Source organism: Domibacillus enclensis, from assembly GCF_900156125.1.
GTDB lineage: Bacteria > Bacillota > Bacilli > Bacillales > Domibacillaceae > Domibacillus > Domibacillus enclensis.
This window is the reverse complement of the sequence record NZ_FTLX01000005.1, coordinates 146,176-166,878: the sequence shown is the minus strand read 5'-3', so window position 1 is coordinate 166,878 and position 20,703 is coordinate 146,176. Positions and strand designations below refer to the sequence as shown.

The window sequence follows — 20,703 nt, the reverse complement described above, 5'->3', positions numbered from 1 at the left end:
CTTCATTTAACCGATTTTTTCTGCTTTAAAATGCTCATTAAATAAGTCAGAAGCCTGCTGTTCCGTTAGACTGTTGCTCATTTCAATTTCACTAATTAGAAACTGCATCGCTTCTCTGAGCATTGTTTTCTCGTTGGAGTTTAACGGCTTCACTTGTTTGACGATCATTAAGTCTCTTATGACCTCAGCACCTGCACTTGTTTCGCCCGTTTTCATTTTTTCAGTGTTTTGTTTGAATCGCTGTTTATAATCCAGTGACTGATCCATGTCTCCCCGCTGAACGGTGTAGATAACCTGTTCCATTGCGGATTGTTCCAGTACAAGCCTCATTCCTGAATGATCAATCTTCGAAATCGGAATCATCACTTGAATATTTTTCACCGGAAACGCCATAATCAGAAAGCTTTGCTTTTTACCGAACAGTTCTTTTTCTTCAATGGCTTTTATCACGCCAGCTCCATGCATCGGGTACACAACTTTGTCGCCTACTTCAAACAAATGCTCCACCTCCATGGAATGTATCTCCACTAAGGATAGCATACTTTTCATTTTTAATCGAATTTATTATAATAACATTTCGTTATTTTCCTTGTCAATTACTTTAGCGTAAAAAAATAAAGAGGTTGGAGAAAAGTTATCATATACAAAGATAAGCAGCTTAACTAAGCGCGTAGACCCGTTTTTTTGTATGCAAAAAGAGTACAGAGCCTCCTGTATCGCCGGTATATTTTATTTAGCGCTGATATCGGTCAGTCTATCGCCGGTATTTTGAGGATACCGGCGATAGGCAGGAGGATATCAGCGCTATTTTCATTTTATCGGCGTTAGCTCTTGCTCTTCACCTGCATGTGTCACACTCGTAAACCTTTTTCATTTCCATAATTCATCCAGTATTTCACCCTCCACAAAATCCGGGGAATCAATCCCTAGCAGGTCATATAGTGTCGGCGCCAGATCCATCGTTGACGTTTTCCCGATTGTTTCTCCCTCTTTCACCGCAGAGCCGGAAGCCATAAACACCGGGCGCAAGTCCTGCTTCGTCGAATCACCGCCGTGCGTGCCCAGCTCCTCGGCCGGCTTCACCCCTCTTTCCGTTCCATTTGCCATCATGTAGCCCGGAGCCCCAATTAAAAGAATATCGCCGGCATGCTCATGGCCAAGTACTTTTTCCTCCAGGTTCGATGACGAATACATCACGTGATATGGGTGAATGGATTTGTTGATTCCTGCCTTCCACACATCCTTCATCGTTGCTTCTGGAAGCCTTGACAGCAGATCCTCCTCTTTTTCCGAAAGAACGGCTTCGATTGCCAATTCAAGGATTTGGTTTTGATTGCTCAAAGCTACGTTTGATTTCCTAAAGGCTTCAATCACCTGCCGCTGAACATCATCGAATTCTTCATCCGGGACAATACCGTTCTTTTCCGTGCTTTGAGCTTGAATGTACACATGTGCCACTGATCCGCTGGGCACAGCATACGCTTTCGTCTTGCTGTAATCAATGTTTCCTTTTTTCGTAACAGCAAGCAGCCCGGCCTGCTTCAGAACAGCATTCGGCTCAAGCATCGTGTGGGCGGCCTCCATACCATGATCCGATACGACAAATAAATGATCCTGTTCATCCATTGCCTGCATCGTTTTTCCAACCGTCTCATCCGCGAGCTTGTAAGCCCACTTCACATAGCTGTCGTACAGCGCTGCTTTTTCCTTTGTGTAGCAGGTCTGGCGTGGATCGGTCATCGTATAATGATGGGCCTCATGATCGATTTGCGGACCATAAAAAAAGAGCGCATCCGGCTTATAGGTTTGTTTAATATAAAGAGAAACATCGGTGATCCACGTCGTAAAGCGGGCACTGATTTCTTCGTATTCCGTTCGGGTAATCCATTTTTCTTCAAACGCTTTATCTTCTGATTCAACTGGGAAAAAGCCGAATTCATCCGTGATCGCTTCTTTAAAACCGGCTGGGCCCTCCAAAATACCTGACGTTACCGCTGTTCGAAACACAGGAACGGGCCTGGTTAAATCCGACGGCTTTTGCTTGATTTTAAATGAGAAGCCAGCTGATTCCTCCTTAACCTGAAGCGGCACCGTTCCCCACTCATTGGATGTTACCGGTTCGTTCATCCCAGTTGTCTCTTTTGTTTCAGACACAAAAAACTGGTCATAATTCACTGTGCTGTCGTCGGTTGTGTCGGCTGCAAGCACAACCAGCTTTCGGTTCTCTGCTCCTTTCAGCTTCAGCGGCCACTCGGCTTCCTTTAATGGACTGAAGCTTTCAATCGAGCCGCTCCATCCCGATGCCGGCTGAAAGGAAAGCTTATCCAAGCTGCTTTTTGCCCATGTATCGCCATAAAAAACCGTATAATCCGCCGACTGGTTTTTCGTCTCCGGGTTAGCGCCGGGAAAAGCAACCGTTGCCGTTGTTTTACCCTGCTGGCTCGCGACGGACCAAATCGGCGCTACATCTAACGTTGTATGAAAAGCATCGTCTTTATTGTTAAACTTTTTTTCCGGATCGTGAAACTGATTGCTGACGACACCCGTTTTTGCAGGCCTCGCACCTGTCGACATCGCTGCGTGGGAGGGTGCCGTTAAAGACGGGGTAATGGTTTCAGGCGCGCCGGCCCAGACACCGTGCTCTCTCAGCTTTTGTACATTCGGCATCACCCCGGATTCCATATAGTCCTCTGTTACATCCTGGCGCATACCGTCGAACGATATCACGATAACCGTTTCCTTCTTCCTTTCATCCGCCTGTGTAAAGAGCGGATTCATGCATAATGTTGCGCCCATGACCGGCAGCAGCAGCTTCTTCATCAATTGCAAAACTCCTTTTCCTCAAAGTAGAACCATAGTCTATACCCTAATGAAGAGACGGTTAGACGTTATGATTCTTAAAAAAATTCTACAATTTAGAGGTTCTTTTTTCTACAGGACTGGGTATAATGAATACTGTCATTTTAAAATGAAAGGTCTGAACGAGATGTTCGTCAAAACAGTTTATATAAACGGCTTTTTGCCGGAAACCGCCGTCCCTGTTGTTCACCTGGCCAGCCAGTTCGTTTCTGATGTTTTCCTTGAATATCAACATCGGAAAGTGAACGTGAAATCGATTATGGGGCTTCTTTCGCTTGGCTCGACAACGGGTGAGATGACCCTGACCGCCAAAGGAATGGACGAGTACGAGGCGATCAAAGCAATCGGTGCCGCTTTTGAACAAAACAAAACACGCTCCGCCTAGGGTGCGTGTTTTGTTTTGTTATACGAATGTAGAGTCGGTTTGAGGCTGTCCGGCTTCCACACGGTTTCGACCGGATTTTTTTGCTCTATACAATGCTTCGTCTGCTGCATGATAGCTCGCCGCAAAGGTCCCGTTCATTTCAGCCACTCCGAAGCTCGCTGTAATGCGGATGTCATTGAGAAACACGTACTCTTCAATCGTCTGGCGCAGCCTTTCAGCCGTCTGCGAGCTTGCGTGCTCGTCTGAGTCCGGTATTAAAACCACAAACTCCTCGCCACCGAGTCTTCCGGTTATCCCTTCCATTCCAACTGACTGCCGTAAAAGATCGGCCACACTTTTTAAGATGGCGTCCCCTGCTGGATGCCCATGTTGATCGTTCACTTGTTTGAATAAATCGATATCCATTACAATTAACCCTGATAAAATGCCTTGATTCAGCCATTCATCTGCTTTTTGAATAAACGTCGGGCGATTGATTAAACCGGTCAATGAATCATGCGAAGCCGTCCACGCAAGCTCCTCGTTTGCCTGCTCAAGGAACCGGTTTTGACTTTCGATTTTTTCCTGCTGCCTCATGCGCTCCTCGTGCATCCGCCATAAAAAAACGGAAACACCAAGACTGATGCCCAGCAGCGTCAGTGCGTTCACCCGCAAGGAAAGCAAAATATCGGCTGAATGGCTCGTCCAGGTCAGCATGAGTTGAAAAAACAAAAAAGCGGTCATATACTGCAGAACAGAAAAGAGCGGCGGAATCAAAAAAACAACCGCCACGCCAAGACACGCCATTAAAAACGGCGTGATGCTGGCTGAAACGAGCAAGTCAGCCCAGGCGACCAGAATGCCAAACAGCAGCCAGGAAAAGATGAGCAGCTGCTGGAGCACAATCGCTTTTGTTTTTTGAACGCCATTGTGTTTTTTCAGCTTCCAGGCGGCTGCTCCTGTCCCAATCGCCACAAGGCTCATACTGGCGTGCAGAAGCATAATCGCGTATTTCCATTGAACCGTTTTATCGCTGTCCCCCGGTGATAAAGCGAACCAAAACAAAATAATGTGTGCCACATGGATCGGAACAGCGATAAAGGACAGCCGGTAAATCCGCTGTATATTGACTGCTGATACATTGTCCTGCCATGCACTTTTTCTGAATGCCCTGCGCCAATCTGCTATCATTTCATGGAACCCGCCTTTCGACAAACAGGTTTTTTCTCACAGTATAGCATCTTTTCATGCATTGAATAAGGCTTTTTTCAGATCAACCATCAAGTCAAGGAACAGGTAGCCATTTTGAATAGGATAAGAAAAGGTTCGGATACGGACATTCGTTTCCAAGTCCTGATATTCTTCAGACAAGATGCCTTTTTCATCAATCTTCATCTTGGCGATATTGTGCAGAAAATACGGGCGCCAGCTCCAGTTTTTCCCTCGGTATTCCGGCTGCTTCTGCCAGTCCCCGTCCACCATTATGTAATTCGCTGTTATTTGATTTCCTTTACTGTCACAGATGTAAATGCGATAGCAGTACTCTTTTACATCAACCGTCAACTCTGTTAAATACGCAGCCGGGTCTGCCAGATAAGGAAACGTGTCTAATATTTGCAGCATCTTATGATTCAAAAGCTGCTCAAGCTTAAACTGGCGGTTCCAAACGGTCAGCTCTTTTTCCACAAGCTGCTCAATCAGCCCGTTCATTTTCTGCTGGATTGGCACTGCGATTTCCTGAAAATGAGAAGCCGGCCGGGCGAACAGGTAGCCTTGATAAAAACGGCCGCCGCTTTTCCAGGCGTTTTGCCATTCATCCTCTGTTTCCATTCCTTCGAACAGGAGTGACGCACCCATTCGTCTGGCCAGGACCGATAAGGAATGAAGTACATCCATGAAGGACTGGGACTGCGTACTGCTTTTTAACAAATGAATGTCCACTTTAATGATATCCGGTAAAAAAGAGGCAATGCGGTCAAGATTGCTGAAGCCTTTGCCAACATCATCAATCGCAATTTTACAGCCGAGCTCTTTGTAATAATTCAGCATATTCAGCATGTCTTGTTCTTTTATTGAAAACAAAAACTCGGTGACCTCAAGCACAATTCGTTCCGGTTCAATGCCGTGCCTTGTGATCCAGTCTTTGTCGCCTTCCTGCCAGTCCATGCGGAGCCAGTCGGGATTCACATTAATAAACAAGTGACCAGTCTTTTTTTCTTCAACGAATTTGTTCAACGCCAGCTCTCTTATATGCCGGTCTACCTGACGCTGCAGAGCGGGATCGGCTTCCGGATCTCCAAAAAACGGACCAAGCGATTGAATGCCCGAGGAAGAATGCACACGGCCGAGCACCTCATATCCCCACACCTGCTGCTGATCAGCTCCGATAATGGGCTGGAAATAAGGAATGACCTGCTGAAGATCGATTGGTTTAGACTTCGTCCGATGGTTTATTTGATTGATCGTATGTCCCATCTAACTTCCCCTTCTTCATGCTTCCAAGCGCTTCTAAAAAATGGCGCCTGTCTCTAATCTCCTTAGTATACATTGTTTTCTTCGTTTCCGCCCGAAAAGTTTCATTGTATGTCACAAAAGGTCACATATTATAACGCATGATTTTTCCAATCGGCGTCTGTCATCACGTAATCATGCGTTTCATGGAGCACTTTTTTCAAATCGGGTAATACACGGTCTTCATTATAAGCACAAACCGCTGTAATGGGCTGGCAGGACAAGCGCTCACTTAACCGTTTTTCGTATACACCCACGTGCTGGGCATTGTCTGCTGTACCCCACTCCACATGGCCCCACGTCCGCACTCCCTGGTTCACATATAGTTCGGTCGACTTATGAAACTGGCCGAGAATTCGCCCGGGGTCGAAGGTCTGATTGGAGAAGTAAAAATCGAAATTGTCTTCCGCATGAAGCCGCTGCAGCTGCTGGTCCGTAAAAATGGCATGAAGCTTTGCTTGTATAAGAGCAAGACACTTTTTGTTTTCCACCAGCAAAACGTGCTCCCCTTTTTCAATCCCTTCTTTAATGTATTCCACCACATTATGTATATACGAATCGTTGCTAGCGAAGCAGTACGCGATATGTACAGGTTTTTCTGTTTCATTACTGTTTTGTTCTCGCATGATCAGTCCCCTTTTTTTAATAAATAAAAAAGCCAAAAAGAAAGGCGGATTGCCTTTTCTTTTTGGCTTATATCCAGTTCCATGCCTGGCTTATTGCTGCCGTTATTTAATGGGTTTTAAAACAAACAAGATCGCGCTCTTATCATGGTCAAAGTCCCAATCGACGAAGTAATCGACGATTTGCGCACTTGTATGCTGTTCAAATTCCTGCCTGCGTTCTCCAATAAGGCGGCGTTCAAGGTTTCGCTTGGCTAATTTTAACGTTTCCTGAAAGCCGAGCCGGTTGAGTTCTTTTTCAATGTTTATTAAAAGACCTTCCCTTATTATAAGAAGCGTTCGCTCATTAATCAAATGAGAAAACACCGCTTCCGGCTGCTTTTCTGCTTTTTCCGTTATTCTCATAATGGCTTTTTCCACTTTTTCTTGATTTGGATAAGGTGAAGTCGCGACCGCTCCCTCTCCAATCGCGACGAACATTCCAGATTCTTTCTCCAGATTCCAATCGTAGTAAAATTTATTTACGGTAAGGTCCGCATATTGATGAATGAATACATTGATTTCCTCAATTAACGTCTCCATTAATAAATCTCGTGTTTCCTGTACGTAAAGGCTGCGATCCTTTTGCATCAGCGATTTTTCCAGCGGGGATAAAAACCCGGTGAAATAAATAGTGACAACTGTATCCGATACAGTCGAAAACACCGTTTCCGGCCCTTTTCCAAACTTCTCACGCAAAAGACGCCCCACAAAGCCGCTTAATTCTTTTTGTACTGTTTGTTTTTCCATATGATTACCCGTCCTCAGCATTGATCTATCCATCTCTTTCATTTTACTTCTTGAGGAACGGGAGAACAACGGTCATTTTTAAAATGTTCAGCCAATTCACTTCAGGGAACATAAGTAAATATGGATTATCAAATAAGGAGAGCCTGGCACAGAAGGGTTTAAACAAAAGAAAAAGCCGAACAATCATGCGAAAACATCGCATTCGTTCGACTTTCATTTTTGATCTCTATGATGATGAGCCAGTTCTTTATGCAAAAAAAGGAAGTCGTTTCTCCCTGACCTATCCAGCTCTTTTATGTTTGGACAGCTACGGTAAATGAACCGGATTCGTCAGCTGTAATACCCACTTGTTTCGTTTGTCCGTTTTGTTCAAATTCATACGTTTGAATGTTCGCGTTTAATTTTTCTGATTCCGTGTCAATATGTGTCTCAACCGGCGAGCTTCCTTCCGGCAAAAAACGTTTGGCAAGCTCAACTGCCGCCTGCGCTCCCATTGGCATGGAGCTTGACAGCTTATGTACATTTTTTTCCTCGTCAATCCAGCATGTCAGTACCGCATTAATGCCGGGAATGTCGAATAAAATCATGTCGTCTGTAGACTGTGGTGCCGGCTGGCCGCACACTTGAATGAATGACTGGATCGGATCGCCGACCTTTGGATATCCTGGATGCATGAAACATCGCTCCTTTACTAAATCACTTTTGTCTTTATCCTGTACCCTTATGCAAAACACGCAAAACATTCTTTCCGCTCCCTCATAAAAGCGGAATCTTTCCAAATCCGATATCATTTACTACCCTTCTTTTTGCATGATCGCACCGTCATTAACAAATAGTATGAACAAACAACAGAGGTGGTGAATCATCATGGCAGCGAATAATCGGCAGCAGCTTCTTGTGCCCGGCGCTGAACAAGCGCTGGAGCAGTTCAAGTATGAAATTGCCAGCGAATTTGGCGTTACGCTTGGCGCTGAAACAAATGCCCGCTCTAACGGCTCCACAGGCGGTGAAATGACCAAGCGTTTAGTGCGTCTTGCCCAGCAGGAGCTCGGCCGATAACATGAAACGCACTGAGTAAAATAAAAAGGGAAACGAAAACGTTTTGCCATCTTATTTTCAAGTGCGCTTTTTCGTTAATCGGCTGCCTGCTTTTCCTCCCCGTAAATTTGCACATACTGGCGGTCGATGTGAAACGAATGGCCATCCCATTTCAGCACATTTTCCATATAGCCGAGCCGGTCCGCACTGTACCGGCCGGCTATATTCTGATAGGCGTTTAATTCATACACGCCGTCCCGTTCAAAATCAACCGGATATAAGCCAGTCAGCGGTGACACCCATCCATGAATCGGCTGTTTCAGCGTCCCGTCCGGATTATATATATCGTTTAAATAATCGGCTCCTTTCGTTGTCAGATCAAGCACGTACCGTTTGTCCGGCTGTCGGCTGATAACCTCCGCCTTGAACTGATCCCGAAACCGAACCTCATAGTCCGCTTGCTGGTTAAATTGATTGACATTAAAAATGGCATCAAACCGGTCATTGATAAAGGAGAAAACAAACGCATAAATGGTTCCGCCGCTTCCCCCCGTGTCGATGACAACTAAAATATCCTTTACATTGTTCCCAGTGAAATCTCCTAAAAACAGCGTCGGGTGATACCCTGCATTTTCCTCAAGCGGCACTCGGAATGTCTGACCCGTCCGCCGGCATTGGATAACGAGCGTGATCTGCTCTAAAAAAGGGCTGCCTGCTGCTTGAACCGCTGTCAAGTAGACGACATCAGGTACGCGGTCGCCGGTCACATCGCCATACTTTACCTGAATAACCTTTTTTCCGCTCATCTATTCTTTCCCCTTTTCTCACTGATTGATGCAAGGCTTATTATCATCCTTATGTGCTCAACCCTTTTTTAGACACACAAAAAAAAGCGGCCTCGATGTCGAGACCGCTTTTCCCTTCTTACTGGTGGAAGTTCGTTCCATCCGTTGTCGCTTCGATAATGCCGGCGCGGATGACAAAATCACCAAAGTGTTCGCTTTCCTGCCGCTCATTAGCGTAGCGTGTTAAAATCACACGAAGTTCTTTTAAGATTTCTTCTTCGCCGATATTTTCACGGTACATTTTGCTCAAGCGACTTCCATCATGCGCCGCACCTAAATACATATTATATTTGCCGACTGCTTTGCCGATAAAGCCGATCTCACCAAGAGCATGCCGCGCGCAGCCGTTCGGACAGCCTGTCATGCGGATCGTAATTTCTTTATCGCGCAAGCCGTTTTCATCGACAATCGCGTCAATTTTGTTCATTAATTCAGGCAAATAGCGCTCAGCCTCAGCCATCGCCAGTCCACATGTCGGCAAAGCTACGCAGGCAATGGCACTGCGGCGGATCGCCGAATGGTGCGCTCCGTCTGTTAAGCCGTACTGGTCAATCAAGGCGCTGATTTTCTTTTTCGCCTGAGTGGACACGTTGCCGATGATCAAGTTTTGATTGGACGTTAAGCGGAAATCGCCGTTATGCACTTTGGCAATTTCACGAATACCGGTCATGAGCTTGTAGTTATCGTAATCGATAATGCGGCCGCCTTCGACAAACATCGTGAAATGCCATTTGCCTTTCACGCCTTTTTGCCAGCCGTAGCGGTCGCCGTTGTGATCAAAGCGGAATTCCCGTGCTTCGTCCAGCGTCCAGCCAAGACGTTTTTCAAGCTCATCTTTCACGTTTTGAAGGCCAAGACGATCCACTGTGTATTTGAAACGGGCGTATTTGCGGACAGAACGGTTGCCGTAATCACGCTGAATTGTGATCACTTTTTCTGCCAGATCAACGATTTTATCCGTAGTCACAAAGCCGATTACTTTGCCAAGCTGCGGATACGTTTGTGTATCGCCGTGTGACATGCCCATGCCGCCGCCAATTGTCACGTTAAAGCCGGCAAGCTTGCCTTCTTCAATAATCGCAATAAAGCCCAGATCCTGTGAAAACACATCGATATCATTCGCGGGCGGAACCGCGATTCCAATTTTGAATTTACGCGGCAAATAAAGCGGACCGTACATCGGTTCAACCGTTTCCGGTGTCCCGGCTACTTTTTCTTCATCAAGCCAGATTTCATGATACGCGCGTGTTTGCGGCAGCAGGTCATCGCTCAGCTTTTTCGCCAGAGTATGGACCTCAGTATGAACCTCGGATTGGTATGGATTGGATGTGCACATCACGTTCCGGTTTACATCACCGCACGCCGCAACCGTATCCATCATCGTCGAATGAATATCCTTGATCGTCTGCTTCATGTTCCATTTTAAAATGCCATGAATCTGAAATGTTTCACGCGTCGTCAGCTTTAATGTGCCGTTGCCGTATTTATGGGCCAGCTCGTCCATCATCAGCCACTGCTCTGATGTAGCCACACCGCCTGGAAGACGAACGCGGAGCATAAATTGATAAGCCGGCTCAAGCTTTTGCTTTTGGCGCTCAGTACGCAGGTCACGGTCATCTTGCAAATAGCTGCCGTGGTGCTTCATCAAGCGGTTGTCATCATCTGGGATTCCAGCTGAAATCCGGTCCTCCATCACTTCCGCGAGTGTTCCGCGCAAGAAATTACTTCGATCTTTAATGCCCTCTACATCACTTGGTGCGCCACCGGGTGCTGTTAACAATTGATTGCCCATCTGTTTTTGTTCCCCTTTCAATCAAAAACTCAGTATACGTCGCGCTGATAGCGTTTTTGCTGCTGCAGATCCGCTACATACTGCTCCGCTTGTTCACGGCTCATCTGACCTTCTTTTTCAACGATATCGATCAATGTATGGTGAACGTCATGTGCCATATTCTTCTCGTCGCCGCACACGTAAACCGCTGCGCCCTCTTCAAGCCACTGGAACAGCTCCTTGCTGCTTTCCTGCATACGGTGCTGCACATATACTTTTTCCGCTGTATCACGAGAAAACGCAACGTCCATTTTGGTCAGGACACCCGACTGAAGCCATTTTTGCCATTCGGTCTGATACAAAAAGTCTGTGACGAAGTGCTGGTCACCGAAGAACATCCATGCCTTGCCCTCAGCTCCTGCTTCCTCGCGCTCCTGCATAAAGGAACGGAACGGTGCAACGCCTGTTCCAGGACCAATCATGATAATAGGCGTTTCCGCTTTTTCCGGCAGCTTGAAGTTGTCATTATGCTGAATGTAAACCGGCAATGTATCACCCGGCTGCAAACGCTCGGCACAAAGAATCGAGCAAACACCGCTGCGGTCACGGCCGTTTGCATTATAGCGAACCGCCCCAATCGTCAAGTGCACTTCGTCCGGATTCGCTTCTAGGCTGCTCGCAATCGAGTAAAGGCGGGCGGGCATTTTGCGAAGCACGTCCGCAAACGCCTGCGGAGAAACGCCGAACGGGCCGTATTGCTCGACAAGATCCAATAAATCACGCCCATGTATGTACGCTTTTACTTTTTCACTGTCGCCAATTAAGTCGTGAAGCTCATCCACGCCTGTTAACTGCGCAATTTTCTCTAATAATGGCTTCGTCAGCACGGTAATTTCGTAATGAGACAGGAATGCGTCACGCAATGAGCGGACATCGCCCTGCTTGTTAATCGTAATCGTTTCGTCCGCATTCCAGCCGAGCGCTGCGATTAAATCGTCCACAAGCTTCGGATCATTTTGCGGATAAACACCCAGGCTGTCCCCCGGCTTATACGTTAAGCCTGATCCTTCAAGAGAAATTTCAAGGTGGCGAGTTTCTTTGTTCGAGCCGCGTCCGTTTAAGTTGATGCTTTCGAGCACTTCAGCATGAAACGGATTCGTTCTGGAATAGTCAGATTCCGCTGCCGGAGCCGCCGCTGTTTCCTGTGATGGAGCAGCGCCTGCTGATGCTTCAGACAGTCCGGACAGCACACTGTCAAGCCATTCTGCCGCCGGCTCGTCAAAGTCAAGATCACAGTCAACCCGTGCGGCAATGCGCTCGCCGCCCAGTTCTTCAAGGCGCTGGTCGAATTCCTTCCCTGTCTGGCAGAAGAATTCATATGAGCTGTCGCCGAGAGAAAGAACGGAGAACCGAAGCTCCTCTAGTTTTGGCGCACGCTTGCCATGCAGAAATTCATGGAAGGTGATGGCATTATCCGGTGGATCGCCTTCTCCATGTGTGCTCACCACAATCAGCAGGTTTTGCAGCTTTTTCAAACTGTTTGGCTTAAAATCGCTCATTGCTGAAACGGTTACTTGAAAGCCGTTTGATTGAAGCGTTTTTCCTGCTTTTTCACTCAAACGCTGGGCATTTCCAGTTTGAGAACCGTATAAAATCGTTACGTCCTTTGAAACAGCAGGTGCTGCCGACGGTGCCGGAGCTGCCTGTGGTGCTTCAGCTGCTGACACGGGTGCCGGAGCTGCTGCTGCAGACGGGGATGCAGCTAAAAAACCGCCCAGCCAAACTTTTTGCGATTCAGTCAATGTTGGCAGAAGACGGTTCAGAAGCTCTGCCTGCTCCTCATTAAACGGACTATTCGTTACTTGAAAATGCAACACGATCCACCTCACCTAATATTAGGAAATCTATTAACGCTTTTTAATAGATTAATCGTAAACCTCTTATTCCTACAAGTCAAGTTGGTTTTATTTATATTTACTATAACCTATAACTTATCATAAAAAGAGAAACAATAAGAATGATTCTCAATAAAAAAAGCTGGCTTCACGTAAGCTCAGCCAGCTTTTTTTTATATCTATTTTTCCTTTTCATCATGTGTCGGATGTGCACCCGGATATTGTCTTGGCACATTTTCATGCAGCCGTTTGTATTCGTACGTAAAGGCACTGGCCTTTCGCTGGTTTTCTTTCCATGGCGTTGTTTTGTTTTCGACGCGCCTGTTCTGGCTGATGACTTCCCCGTACGAGCCTTCAGGGAATTCCTCCACTCCAATCGTCTGCTCCTCTTGCAGATTCTCCTTTTCCTGATCCACCGTCTCACCTCCCCCTTTCCTAGTATGCGGCACTGATTCATTGTTTTATTCCTTGTGCTAAAGGGAACTAATGAACAAAGAGAAAAGTCGAGGAGGATATGCAAATGGATAAAACAAAATGGACAGTGGATGAGTCGCAAAGCAGCATTCAGTTTAATGCCGACCAGGTGAAAGGTTCTTTTCATTCGTATGAGGCGACCGTAGAGGCGGACCCGGGCAATCTCGTTGCGGCGAATATTGCGTTTATGGTGGATCTGGACAGCATTGATACCGGCGACAAACAACGTGACGCGCTGCTGGTGAGCGAACAATTTTTTGATGTTGAAAAATTTCCGGTCATGCGCTTTATTGCCAACAATATCCTGGAGCATGAAGAGCACCAGTACGAATTAGTCGGGGATTTTTCATTGCATGGTGTCACTCGAACCGAATCCTTTTTTGCTACCTTTAAAGGAGAAGCGGAAGACTCTGATCAGCAGCACAAAAGCAGCTTTCAAGGAAGCGGCCGTGTAAAGCGGAGTGATTACGGGCTGGCGGATCAGGATGGGGACAAGGACGAGGTTGAGTTCACCCTTCACATTCAGCTGACAAAAGAAGCATGATCAAACCCTTTATCCAGCTAGCGGCTGTACTGATCTTTTTAACGGGCTGCCAGCCAGAGGAACAAACAGTTGAGATGGAGAAAGCACCCCTTCAACAGCTGGATAGTGAAGAAAACGGACTGTCTATATCTCTGCGCAAGGTGACAGACAGTGAGCTCACTATTGTGATTCAAAACGGTCGAAACATCGATTTTACATATGGCCGGCCGTTCCGGATCGAGCAGCGAATCGACAATGTTTGGTATGTGCTTCCGTTTAATGAAGATGGCAGCGCTTTTGAGGATATTAAGCTTTTGGCTGGGCCCCGGAAGCAGACGATTGAAACGGTCAGCCTGAGTCAGTTAGCAGATCCGCTCGTACCCGGTGACTACCGGATTGTGAAATCGTTCAGTGCATTCTCTATTAATGAACAAGGCGCTGGCGTAGACGGAGAAGCGTTTTGGCTGGCCGCGCCGTTTAAAAAAGAAGCGATCCGTTCTGAATGAACGGAATCGCTTCTTTTTTGATAGGATGGACCGGAAAAGTGGTGAATGGACCGGAATGCTGGGAAGGATGACCGGATTATCCCTTTTCCGGTCATCGCACTGTACAATCCGGTCTATTTTGAAAAAAATCCGGTCGTTCCTGCAATATTTCAGTCTTTAGATTCTGTTGGCTGCACACCAGGTTCCGGTGCTCGCGGTGAGGCTGCTTCTGTTCGTTTTCCTTTCGCCGCAAAATCCTTCAGAAGACCAGCTACATCAATACCCGTTAATTCCTTTAATGGCTCTTGAATGCCGAGCATCGTGTCCGTGACGCCTTTGCTAATCGAAGGAATGCCCGATTCGCTGCCGGTTTGAATGACTTTGATCGAGTCTACATTATTCAGCGGCTGAGCAATTTTTTCCGCAAGAAGCGGCAGCATTTCGATAATCTTCTCTGTAATAATGACATCGCCGTGCTCTTCAATGGCTTCTGCCAGCAATTGGCGTGCTTTGGCTTCAGCTTCCCCTTTTTTCAGCACAACCTCAGCTTCTGCAAGACCCGCTTCACGGACAATTCGCGCTTTTGCGGCTCCGTCAATTTCTGCTTTTTGCGCTTCGGCTTCAGCCCGCTTTGTTGTTTCGTAGAAATCCGCGTCCGCTTTTGCTTTCCTAATTTTTGTTTCCTCTGCTTCAAGTGTAACGAGGCGCTCCCGTTCAAGCTGCTGAATGCGGAGCTGCTCTTCTTTCTGGCGGCTGATCAGCTTCAGCTCTTCTTCCTTTACTTCTTTTTCAAGCTTGGCCCGTTCAAGCTCATAGGACTGCTCGGATTTTGCGCGTGCCCGTTCTGTTTCCTCTTTAATCGAAGCATCCTTTAAATCTTTTGCTTTTTTCGATTCCGCTGTGGAAATCTCACGCTTGTACTCTTCTTCCCTTGCTTCCTGGTCTGTCTTCGCCTTATGAATCCGCGTTTCCCGCAGGCTGTCAGCTTCCGCAATTTCTGCCTGCTTGCGTACTTCCGCAATTCTCGGCCGTCCCAGATTGTCCAGGTAGCCGTTTTTCGCATCGGAATCGCGCAAATCCGTTAAGCCGAGTGACGTGATTTTAAAGCCCATTTCATCCAGCTGTTTTTGAGCAATTTCCGTGACCTGCTTATTAAATCCTTCACGATCCCCATTAATCTCTTCCACGGTCATTTTCGATAAAATCGCCCGCAGGTTGCTTCCCAATACTTCAGTGATTTCCACTTCAATTTCTTCCTGCTCTTTTCCTAAAAACTGCTCAGCGTAATTGGCAATCCCTTTTAGCGTATCGGCCACCTTCACCATCGCTACCGCGTCCGCCACAATTGGCACACCGCCATTTGTGTATACACGGGGCGTCGTCAGCTTCAATTGAAACGAGGTTAAATTAACCGGTGTCGACGTTTGGAACATGCGGAGACGATAGCCGCCTCCACGGATAATTTTCATCGAGCGCCCTTCATCATCGGTGAAAATATTCGTTTCCTTTTCATTGTCCCCGAGCTTCGGTCCGGTAATGACCAGTGCTTCGTTGGACTTGGCCGTGCGGTAGCGTACCTTCATAAAAAAGTACCAGAATGCGGCTCCAATTGCGGCCAAAATGAAAACAATAATAAGAAGAATGACTGCATTTCCCATAATAAAACTCAACTCCCTTTCATGGTAAAATATTGATCTACCATTCTGTACGGAAGAAATGGGAAAACGTTTCGTTTTTCGACAAGATTTATTCGTTGTTGATTTTTTTGATCGTCCAGCCGTATTTAGGCAGTTCAGTTAGATAAAACTCTTCCGCTTCCACCCAGCGATTTTCAATTAATACATAGGTCTTCTTGTCCTCGTTCTTTACAGACGGCTGCCCGACTCCATACAATACTACGGCACACAAAATAATGAGTAAATAAACGGCTCGTTTCATATCGTCATCTCTTTTCATTCTTTTTTTACAAGTGTAAAATAAAAGAGTGATTCTTAAAAATGATCATTATTAATATATTTCATCATTATTATTGATGGAAGGAGGAGAAATCGATGGATATAGGCGATTTGGTCGTGTTTAAAGCGATAGCGAAAGAACAAAGCGTCACAAAAGCCGCGCACTCATTGAATTATGTCCAATCCAATGTCACCATGCGGCTGAAGCGGCTTGAAAAGGAACTGGGCACTCCGCTTTTTCACCGGAACGCACGCGGCATGACGTTAACATCCTCCGGAAAAACACTTGTTGGCTACGCCGACCGGCTCCTTTCATTAATGACAGAAGCGAAACAGGCAATGCAGGGCGATGAACCGCGCGGACCGCTTACGATCGGTGCCATTGAAACCGCAGCGGCTGTACGCCTTCCCGCTTACTTAACTTCTTTTATGCGCCGGTTTCCAGCGGTTGATTTGACCTTCCTGTCCGGTACGACGGAATCGCTTATTCAAGATGTTCTCCATCACCGTGTTGACGGAGCATTTGTGACCGGTCCTGTGGATCATCCCGAGATTGACACGTTTTTATTTTGCGAGGAAGAGCTTGTCCTCATTTCCGATCAGGAGCATTCACCATTGGAATCGTTCCAGGATATTCACGCCCGGACACTTGTGACACTTCAAGCAGGCTGCATGTTTCGGCGGCGGGTGGAGCAATGGCTGGCGGCAGAAGGCATTTATCCGAAAAAGCATGTTGAATTTTCAACACTGGAAGGACTGATCGGCTGTGTGAAGTCAGGGCTCGGCGTCGCTTTATTCGCCAGAGCCTACATCGAGCATGCTGCCAGAGGTGAAGGCGTTCACTATTATGAAATTCCTGACGCTTTTTCTCATGTATCCACGCTGTTCATCTGCCGGAAGGATGAGCACCGTTCAAAGGCGTTAGTGGAATGGATTGCGGCTATTGAACAAAAAAAAGAATGCTGATTGTCCGTCACGAGACGTTCAGCATTCTTTCTTTTTAGCTGTGCTGCTGTTTCTTCGCACTGCGGGCAAGCCCGAAATACGCGATCATCGCCAGCATGCTGGCACCAAAAATCGTTAATCCCATTGGGACAGCTGTATTCTCGCCGGCAATTCCAACGAGCGGTGCCGTCATTGACCCGAGTGCAAAAGGAAGCAGCCCGAGAAGTGCAGAGGCACTGCCTGCGATATGCCCCTGTGTTTCCATCGCCAGTGAAAAGGCTGATGTTCCGATGATGCCAATCGATGAAACGAAAAAGAAAATCGGAATAACAATTGAATAAAGCGGCCCGTGCAGAAGCACCATAATCACAAGGCTGATGCTTGCGGCGGCTGACATAAACAAGCCGAAACGCAAAAACGTCGCTTCCGGAATTTTATCCGAATACCGGCCAACCACCTGTGTACCGATCATAATGCCGATCCCGTTGATGCCAAACAGCAGACTGAACAGCTGTGGCGACGCTCCGTAAATATTTTGATACACGAAAGGTGTACCCGAAACATACGCGAAAATACCGCCGACCATAAAGCCCTGTGCCAGCGCGTAGCCCATAAACTCACGGTTTCGAAGCAATTCTCCAAAGCTTCGAAACGTTTGCGTAATGCTGCTCGGACGGCGGTTCTCTACTGGAAGTGTTTCGTCCAGTTTCCATGTCACGACAAGCATTAGCGCAATGCCAACGCCGCTTAACACAAGAAAGACGCCTGACCAGTCTGTAAAAGCAAGCACCCCTCCGCCAATAATCGGCGCCAAAATCGGACCTAGATTATTCACGAGCATTAATAAAGCAAAAAACTTCGTCAGCTCCCGGCCGCTGTACATGTCCCGCACGACCGCCCGTGAAATAACAAGACCGCCCGCTGCTGAAAACCCCTGCAGCACACGCGCTGCGATAAACCAATAAATCGAAGGCGCAAATGCGCACAAAATAGAAGCAATAAAATATAAAAACAAGAAAAACGTCAGCGGCTTTTTCCGCCCCCGCACATCACTCATCGGCCCAATAATAATCTGGCCAAGCGCCAGGCCGATCAAGCAGGCGGTCAAGCTGATCTGCACAAGTGATGCCGTCGTGCCGTAATCGTCTGCGATTGTCGGAAACGAAGGCAGATACATATCAATTGTAAATGGCCCCATCGCGCCAAGTGCACCGAGAAGCATCGCCATTTGCGTCCGCTTGCTAGTTCGTGCTAATTCCAACTGCTACACCCCTTTCATTCGAAAAAAGACAATTGATTATCTTTTTTGCACAATATGAACAGTATAGCGGATTTCGACAAAATCGCCCAGTGATGAAGCTTAGAATGAAAATAATTGAAACTTACCGCACGGCTGAAACGTACATATGAAAAACAGAAAGGAAGGGATTGCATGTTAAAGAAAATCCTGAAGCAAATACTGGGCCAGAAATCTTCCTATAAACGAAACTATTCAAGCAGCGACCGCCGGTACAGAAAGCACTCTCACCACCCGTCCAAGCACGGACACCATTATTACAAGAAAAAGCGCGGCTCCTCGTACAGCTCCTACAGCAGCTGATGCGTTTTTGGCCCCTATTCGAGCGGCCGCTCAAGCCAGGCACGATGCTGGCGGGCGGTCGTTTTCACATTCATCGTTTTATCGGCAAGGGAAGCTACGGCCTTACTTATATTGCAAAAGATTGGAACACGGGTACAGACGTGGTGATCAAGCAGCTGCGAAGAAGAAAAAGGCACAAGCCGGCGGAAGTGGCGTATTTCATGCAGGAAGCTGATTTTTTGCGCCGGTTTCACCATCCGTCTATTCCCTCGCTTCTTGCCGTTTTCCAAGAGAAGGAGATTCCGTTTTTAGCAATGGATTTTGTGGATGCGCCGAACTTCGAAGAGCTTATTTTCTCCCATCACCACACCTACACAGAACGAGACAGCTTTCTTCTGTTGACGAAGGTGCTTCATGTTATCGAATACGTACACAGTTTGGACATCGTCCACCGTGATCTGCGCATTCCGAATATTTTATGGGATGGCACGACTATTTCAATTATTGACTTCGGGCTGGCCCGTTCGCTGAATGCTCCTTCTCCTCCCGTGCGAAGACGAAAAAAAGAGCACCCGCTGTTTCGGGAGCTGTCGGTAAGAAGCGATTTTTTTGCGCTTGGGCATTTTGTCCTATTCCTTCTTTATTCGAGCTTTGAGCCTTCGTCGAAAAAAGAGAAAAGCTGGGAAGAAGAATTGACTCTTTCACCCGCTGCGAAGCATATTATTCGCCGAATGCTTCAGCTTGACCAGCCTTACATATCTGTAGCGGAGCTGAAGCAAGAAATATCGCTTCTGCTGAAATGTGACCGGTAAAGGACAAGAAATGGCTGATAAACACACCGATCTGACCGGTAAAAGCGGTTTACCGGTCAGATCATGACAGTTACCGGTCACATCCTCCGCTGCCTGCACAGGAATCAATGAACCGATTCTATTTCAGACGTCACCATAAAATCATCCATCAGAAGCTCTCTTTTCACTTCACCGTACCGCTCTGCAAAATAGGAACGGATCACCGCGCCATTCTCCATTCGTTCCAGCACGATCACCTGGTTAAACGCACGAAGCGGCGAGATCAAGATCGCTTCATCATCGATTATCGTCCAGCCTTCAAATGAAGCCCCTTCCTCCAGTGGCTCTTTTAAATAAATATGGAGCGGTGCCAGCGCATCCAGTTCACCCGGTGCCGGTTCGAAATCTTCGTACTGTTCGCCTTCTTCCCGAATGACCACAACCTGATGATCCTCCAGCCGAAATGTACGCGCCATAACCGTTCCGCTGTTGTCTTCGTACACCGTTACATGGCGGCTGTCATGCCAAACGGTATGTGTTGTGTAGGAGGCAAATTCATTTCCTTCCCCTAAAAACGAAGCCGTTTGTCCATTGGCCAGGAAGTAATCCGTCCAGTCCACTTCCTCTGTTCCCGGTTCATACGTATACGCCCGATGTAAAAATGCCGCAAACTGCTCACGCGGCACCGCAACAAAAGGCCGGTACAACCCATTTGAATAGCCGGAAGCAATACCTGCTGCGATCATGTTTTCAACGAACGGGTAGGCGGCAGAACGAGGCGATACATCCGGAAAATGAATGTCAACCGCCTCTGTCACATCAAATGCCCGGCCCATTAAGATGGCCGTCTGTCCGCGTGTAACGGGCTCGTTCGGCCGGTACGTGCCATCCGGGAAGCCTGAAATAATACCGGCAGCGGCAGCCGATTCAATATAGCCGGAAGCCGTGTTCGCTGCATTCACATCCGAAAACGAGGTCGCACGCTTTGTGCCATCAAGACCTAAAGCACGCCCGATTAAAATCGCTGCCTGCCCTCTTGTGACCTCTGCTTTCGGCTGAAAAGTTCCGTCCGGGTACCCGCTGATAATGTTCAAATCTGACAAAGCGTCAATGTTTTCATAAAAACGATTCGTGTCCGGTACATCAACAAAATCCGCTGCACCGGCTGTTGACCCCATCGTACTAAAGGAAAGAATAACTGCGGCAATAACAGATGGAAGCTTCATCCTGTCCTCCTCCTTCTCCTTTTTACGCAT

The 20,703-nt window shown here is 47.2% G+C and carries 22 protein-coding genes; 7 read left to right on the top strand and 15 right to left on the bottom strand.

What is annotated here, in order from left to right; translation table 11 throughout:
• Positions 1–6: 6 nt before the first annotated feature.
• Entirely contained in the window at positions 7–513 is a 507-nt protein-coding gene (locus BW952_RS11970; protein ID WP_045851948.1) for a CarD family transcriptional regulator, read from the bottom strand.
• Positions 514–870: 357 nt separating this feature from the next.
• Positions 871–2,820 (bottom strand): alkaline phosphatase family protein, encoded by a 1,950-nt coding sequence (locus tag BW952_RS11965; protein ID WP_045851949.1) that lies wholly within the window; start codon positions 2,818–2,820, stop codon positions 871–873.
• A gap of 166 nt (positions 2,821–2,986) precedes the next feature.
• On the opposite strand from BW952_RS11965, the gene BW952_RS11960 reads away from it, so the two are divergent.
• Entirely contained in the window at positions 2,987–3,244 is a 258-nt protein-coding gene (locus BW952_RS11960; protein ID WP_045851950.1) for an HPr family phosphocarrier protein, read from the top strand.
• A gap of 18 nt (positions 3,245–3,262) precedes the next feature.
• Here BW952_RS11960 and BW952_RS11955 read toward each other — a convergent pair whose 3' ends face one another.
• From BW952_RS11955 to BW952_RS11935, 5 genes are all read right to left on the bottom strand, one after another.
• Positions 3,263–4,414, bottom strand: a complete 1,152-nt coding sequence (locus BW952_RS11955; RefSeq protein WP_052698511.1) for a GGDEF domain-containing protein — start codon at positions 4,412–4,414, stop codon at positions 3,263–3,265.
• Positions 4,415–4,468: 54 nt separating this feature from the next.
• The gene (locus BW952_RS11950; protein WP_045851951.1) at positions 4,469–5,698 is read right to left on the bottom strand and encodes an EAL domain-containing protein; all 1,230 of its coding nucleotides are present in this window, start codon (positions 5,696–5,698) and stop codon (positions 4,469–4,471) included.
• 128 nt (positions 5,699–5,826) lie between these two features.
• Positions 5,827–6,360, bottom strand: coding sequence for an MEDS domain-containing protein (locus BW952_RS11945; RefSeq protein ID WP_045851952.1), 534 nt, complete (start codon positions 6,358–6,360; stop codon positions 5,827–5,829).
• Between the two features lie 102 nt (positions 6,361–6,462).
• Positions 6,463–7,146, bottom strand: coding sequence for a Na-translocating system protein MpsC family protein (locus BW952_RS11940; RefSeq protein ID WP_045851953.1), 684 nt, complete (start codon positions 7,144–7,146; stop codon positions 6,463–6,465).
• 293 nt (positions 7,147–7,439) lie between these two features.
• Positions 7,440–7,820 carry a hypothetical protein gene (locus BW952_RS11935; RefSeq protein WP_045851954.1) on the bottom strand — a complete coding sequence of 127 codons (381 nt, stop codon included), beginning with the start codon at positions 7,818–7,820 and terminating at the stop codon, positions 7,440–7,442.
• Positions 7,821–8,013: 193 nt separating this feature from the next.
• Here BW952_RS11935 and BW952_RS11930 point away from each other — a divergent pair, with 193 nt between their 5' ends.
• Positions 8,014–8,205, top strand: a complete 192-nt coding sequence (locus tag BW952_RS11930; protein WP_045851955.1) for an alpha/beta-type small acid-soluble spore protein — start codon at positions 8,014–8,016, stop codon at positions 8,203–8,205.
• A 74-nt stretch (positions 8,206–8,279) separates the two neighbouring features.
• Here BW952_RS11930 and BW952_RS11925 read toward each other — a convergent pair whose 3' ends face one another.
• The 4 genes from BW952_RS11925 to BW952_RS11910 all read right to left on the bottom strand — a co-directional run bounded on the left by BW952_RS11925 (position 8,280) and on the right by BW952_RS11910 (position 13,111).
• The gene (locus BW952_RS11925) at positions 8,280–8,990 is read right to left on the bottom strand and encodes a hypothetical protein (protein ID WP_045851956.1); all 711 of its coding nucleotides are present in this window, start codon (positions 8,988–8,990) and stop codon (positions 8,280–8,282) included.
• 118 nt (positions 8,991–9,108) lie between these two features.
• Entirely contained in the window at positions 9,109–10,821 is a 1,713-nt protein-coding gene (gene cysI, locus BW952_RS11920; protein ID WP_045851957.1) for an assimilatory sulfite reductase (NADPH) hemoprotein subunit, read from the bottom strand.
• Between the two features lie 29 nt (positions 10,822–10,850).
• On the bottom strand, positions 10,851–12,674 hold the full coding sequence (locus BW952_RS11915) for an assimilatory sulfite reductase (NADPH) flavoprotein subunit (protein ID WP_045851958.1): 1,824 nt from the start codon (positions 12,672–12,674) through the stop codon (positions 10,851–10,853).
• Positions 12,675–12,874: 200 nt separating this feature from the next.
• Complete coding sequence (locus tag BW952_RS11910) at positions 12,875–13,111, bottom strand: hypothetical protein (RefSeq protein ID WP_045851959.1); 237 nt, start codon at positions 13,109–13,111, stop codon at positions 12,875–12,877.
• Between the two features lie 104 nt (positions 13,112–13,215).
• Between BW952_RS11910 and BW952_RS11905 the strand changes: the two genes are divergently transcribed.
• Positions 13,216–13,713, top strand: a complete 498-nt coding sequence (locus BW952_RS11905; RefSeq protein ID WP_045851960.1) for a YceI family protein — start codon at positions 13,216–13,218, stop codon at positions 13,711–13,713.
• On the top strand, positions 13,710–14,198 hold the full coding sequence (locus BW952_RS11900; RefSeq protein WP_045851961.1) for an immunoglobulin-like domain-containing protein: 489 nt from the start codon (positions 13,710–13,712) through the stop codon (positions 14,196–14,198). Before BW952_RS11905 ends, BW952_RS11900 begins: the two co-directional genes overlap by 4 nt.
• Before the next feature lie 149 nt (positions 14,199–14,347).
• Here BW952_RS11900 and BW952_RS11895 read toward each other — a convergent pair whose 3' ends face one another.
• Positions 14,348–15,835 carry a flotillin family protein gene (locus BW952_RS11895; RefSeq protein ID WP_045851962.1) on the bottom strand — a complete coding sequence of 496 codons (1,488 nt, stop codon included), beginning with the start codon at positions 15,833–15,835 and terminating at the stop codon, positions 14,348–14,350.
• A gap of 88 nt (positions 15,836–15,923) precedes the next feature.
• On the bottom strand, positions 15,924–16,115 hold the full coding sequence (locus BW952_RS11890) for a hypothetical protein (protein ID WP_045851963.1): 192 nt from the start codon (positions 16,113–16,115) through the stop codon (positions 15,924–15,926).
• Between the two features lie 113 nt (positions 16,116–16,228).
• Here BW952_RS11890 and BW952_RS11885 point away from each other — a divergent pair, with 113 nt between their 5' ends.
• Positions 16,229–17,098 (top strand): LysR family transcriptional regulator, encoded by an 870-nt coding sequence (locus BW952_RS11885; protein ID WP_045851964.1) that lies wholly within the window; start codon positions 16,229–16,231, stop codon positions 17,096–17,098.
• Positions 17,099–17,132: 34 nt separating this feature from the next.
• Here BW952_RS11885 and BW952_RS11880 read toward each other — a convergent pair whose 3' ends face one another.
• Complete coding sequence (locus BW952_RS11880) at positions 17,133–18,338, bottom strand: Bcr/CflA family multidrug efflux MFS transporter (protein ID WP_269430742.1); 1,206 nt, start codon at positions 18,336–18,338, stop codon at positions 17,133–17,135.
• A gap of 171 nt (positions 18,339–18,509) precedes the next feature.
• Here BW952_RS11880 and BW952_RS19485 point away from each other — a divergent pair, with 171 nt between their 5' ends.
• Together BW952_RS19485 and BW952_RS11875 are read left to right on the top strand one after the other, a co-directional pair.
• Positions 18,510–18,677, top strand: coding sequence for a hypothetical protein (locus tag BW952_RS19485; RefSeq protein ID WP_169714106.1), 168 nt, complete (start codon positions 18,510–18,512; stop codon positions 18,675–18,677).
• Complete coding sequence (locus BW952_RS11875) at positions 18,677–19,468, top strand: serine/threonine protein kinase (RefSeq protein WP_045851966.1); 792 nt, start codon at positions 18,677–18,679, stop codon at positions 19,466–19,468. Before BW952_RS19485 ends, BW952_RS11875 begins: the two co-directional genes overlap by 1 nt.
• A 104-nt stretch (positions 19,469–19,572) precedes the next feature.
• Here BW952_RS11875 and BW952_RS11870 read toward each other — a convergent pair whose 3' ends face one another.
• A complete protein-coding gene (locus BW952_RS11870) occupies positions 19,573–20,673 on the bottom strand; it encodes an S-layer homology domain-containing protein (protein ID WP_045851967.1) in 1,101 nt (366 codons plus the stop codon).
• Positions 20,674–20,703: the final 30 nt, after the last annotated feature.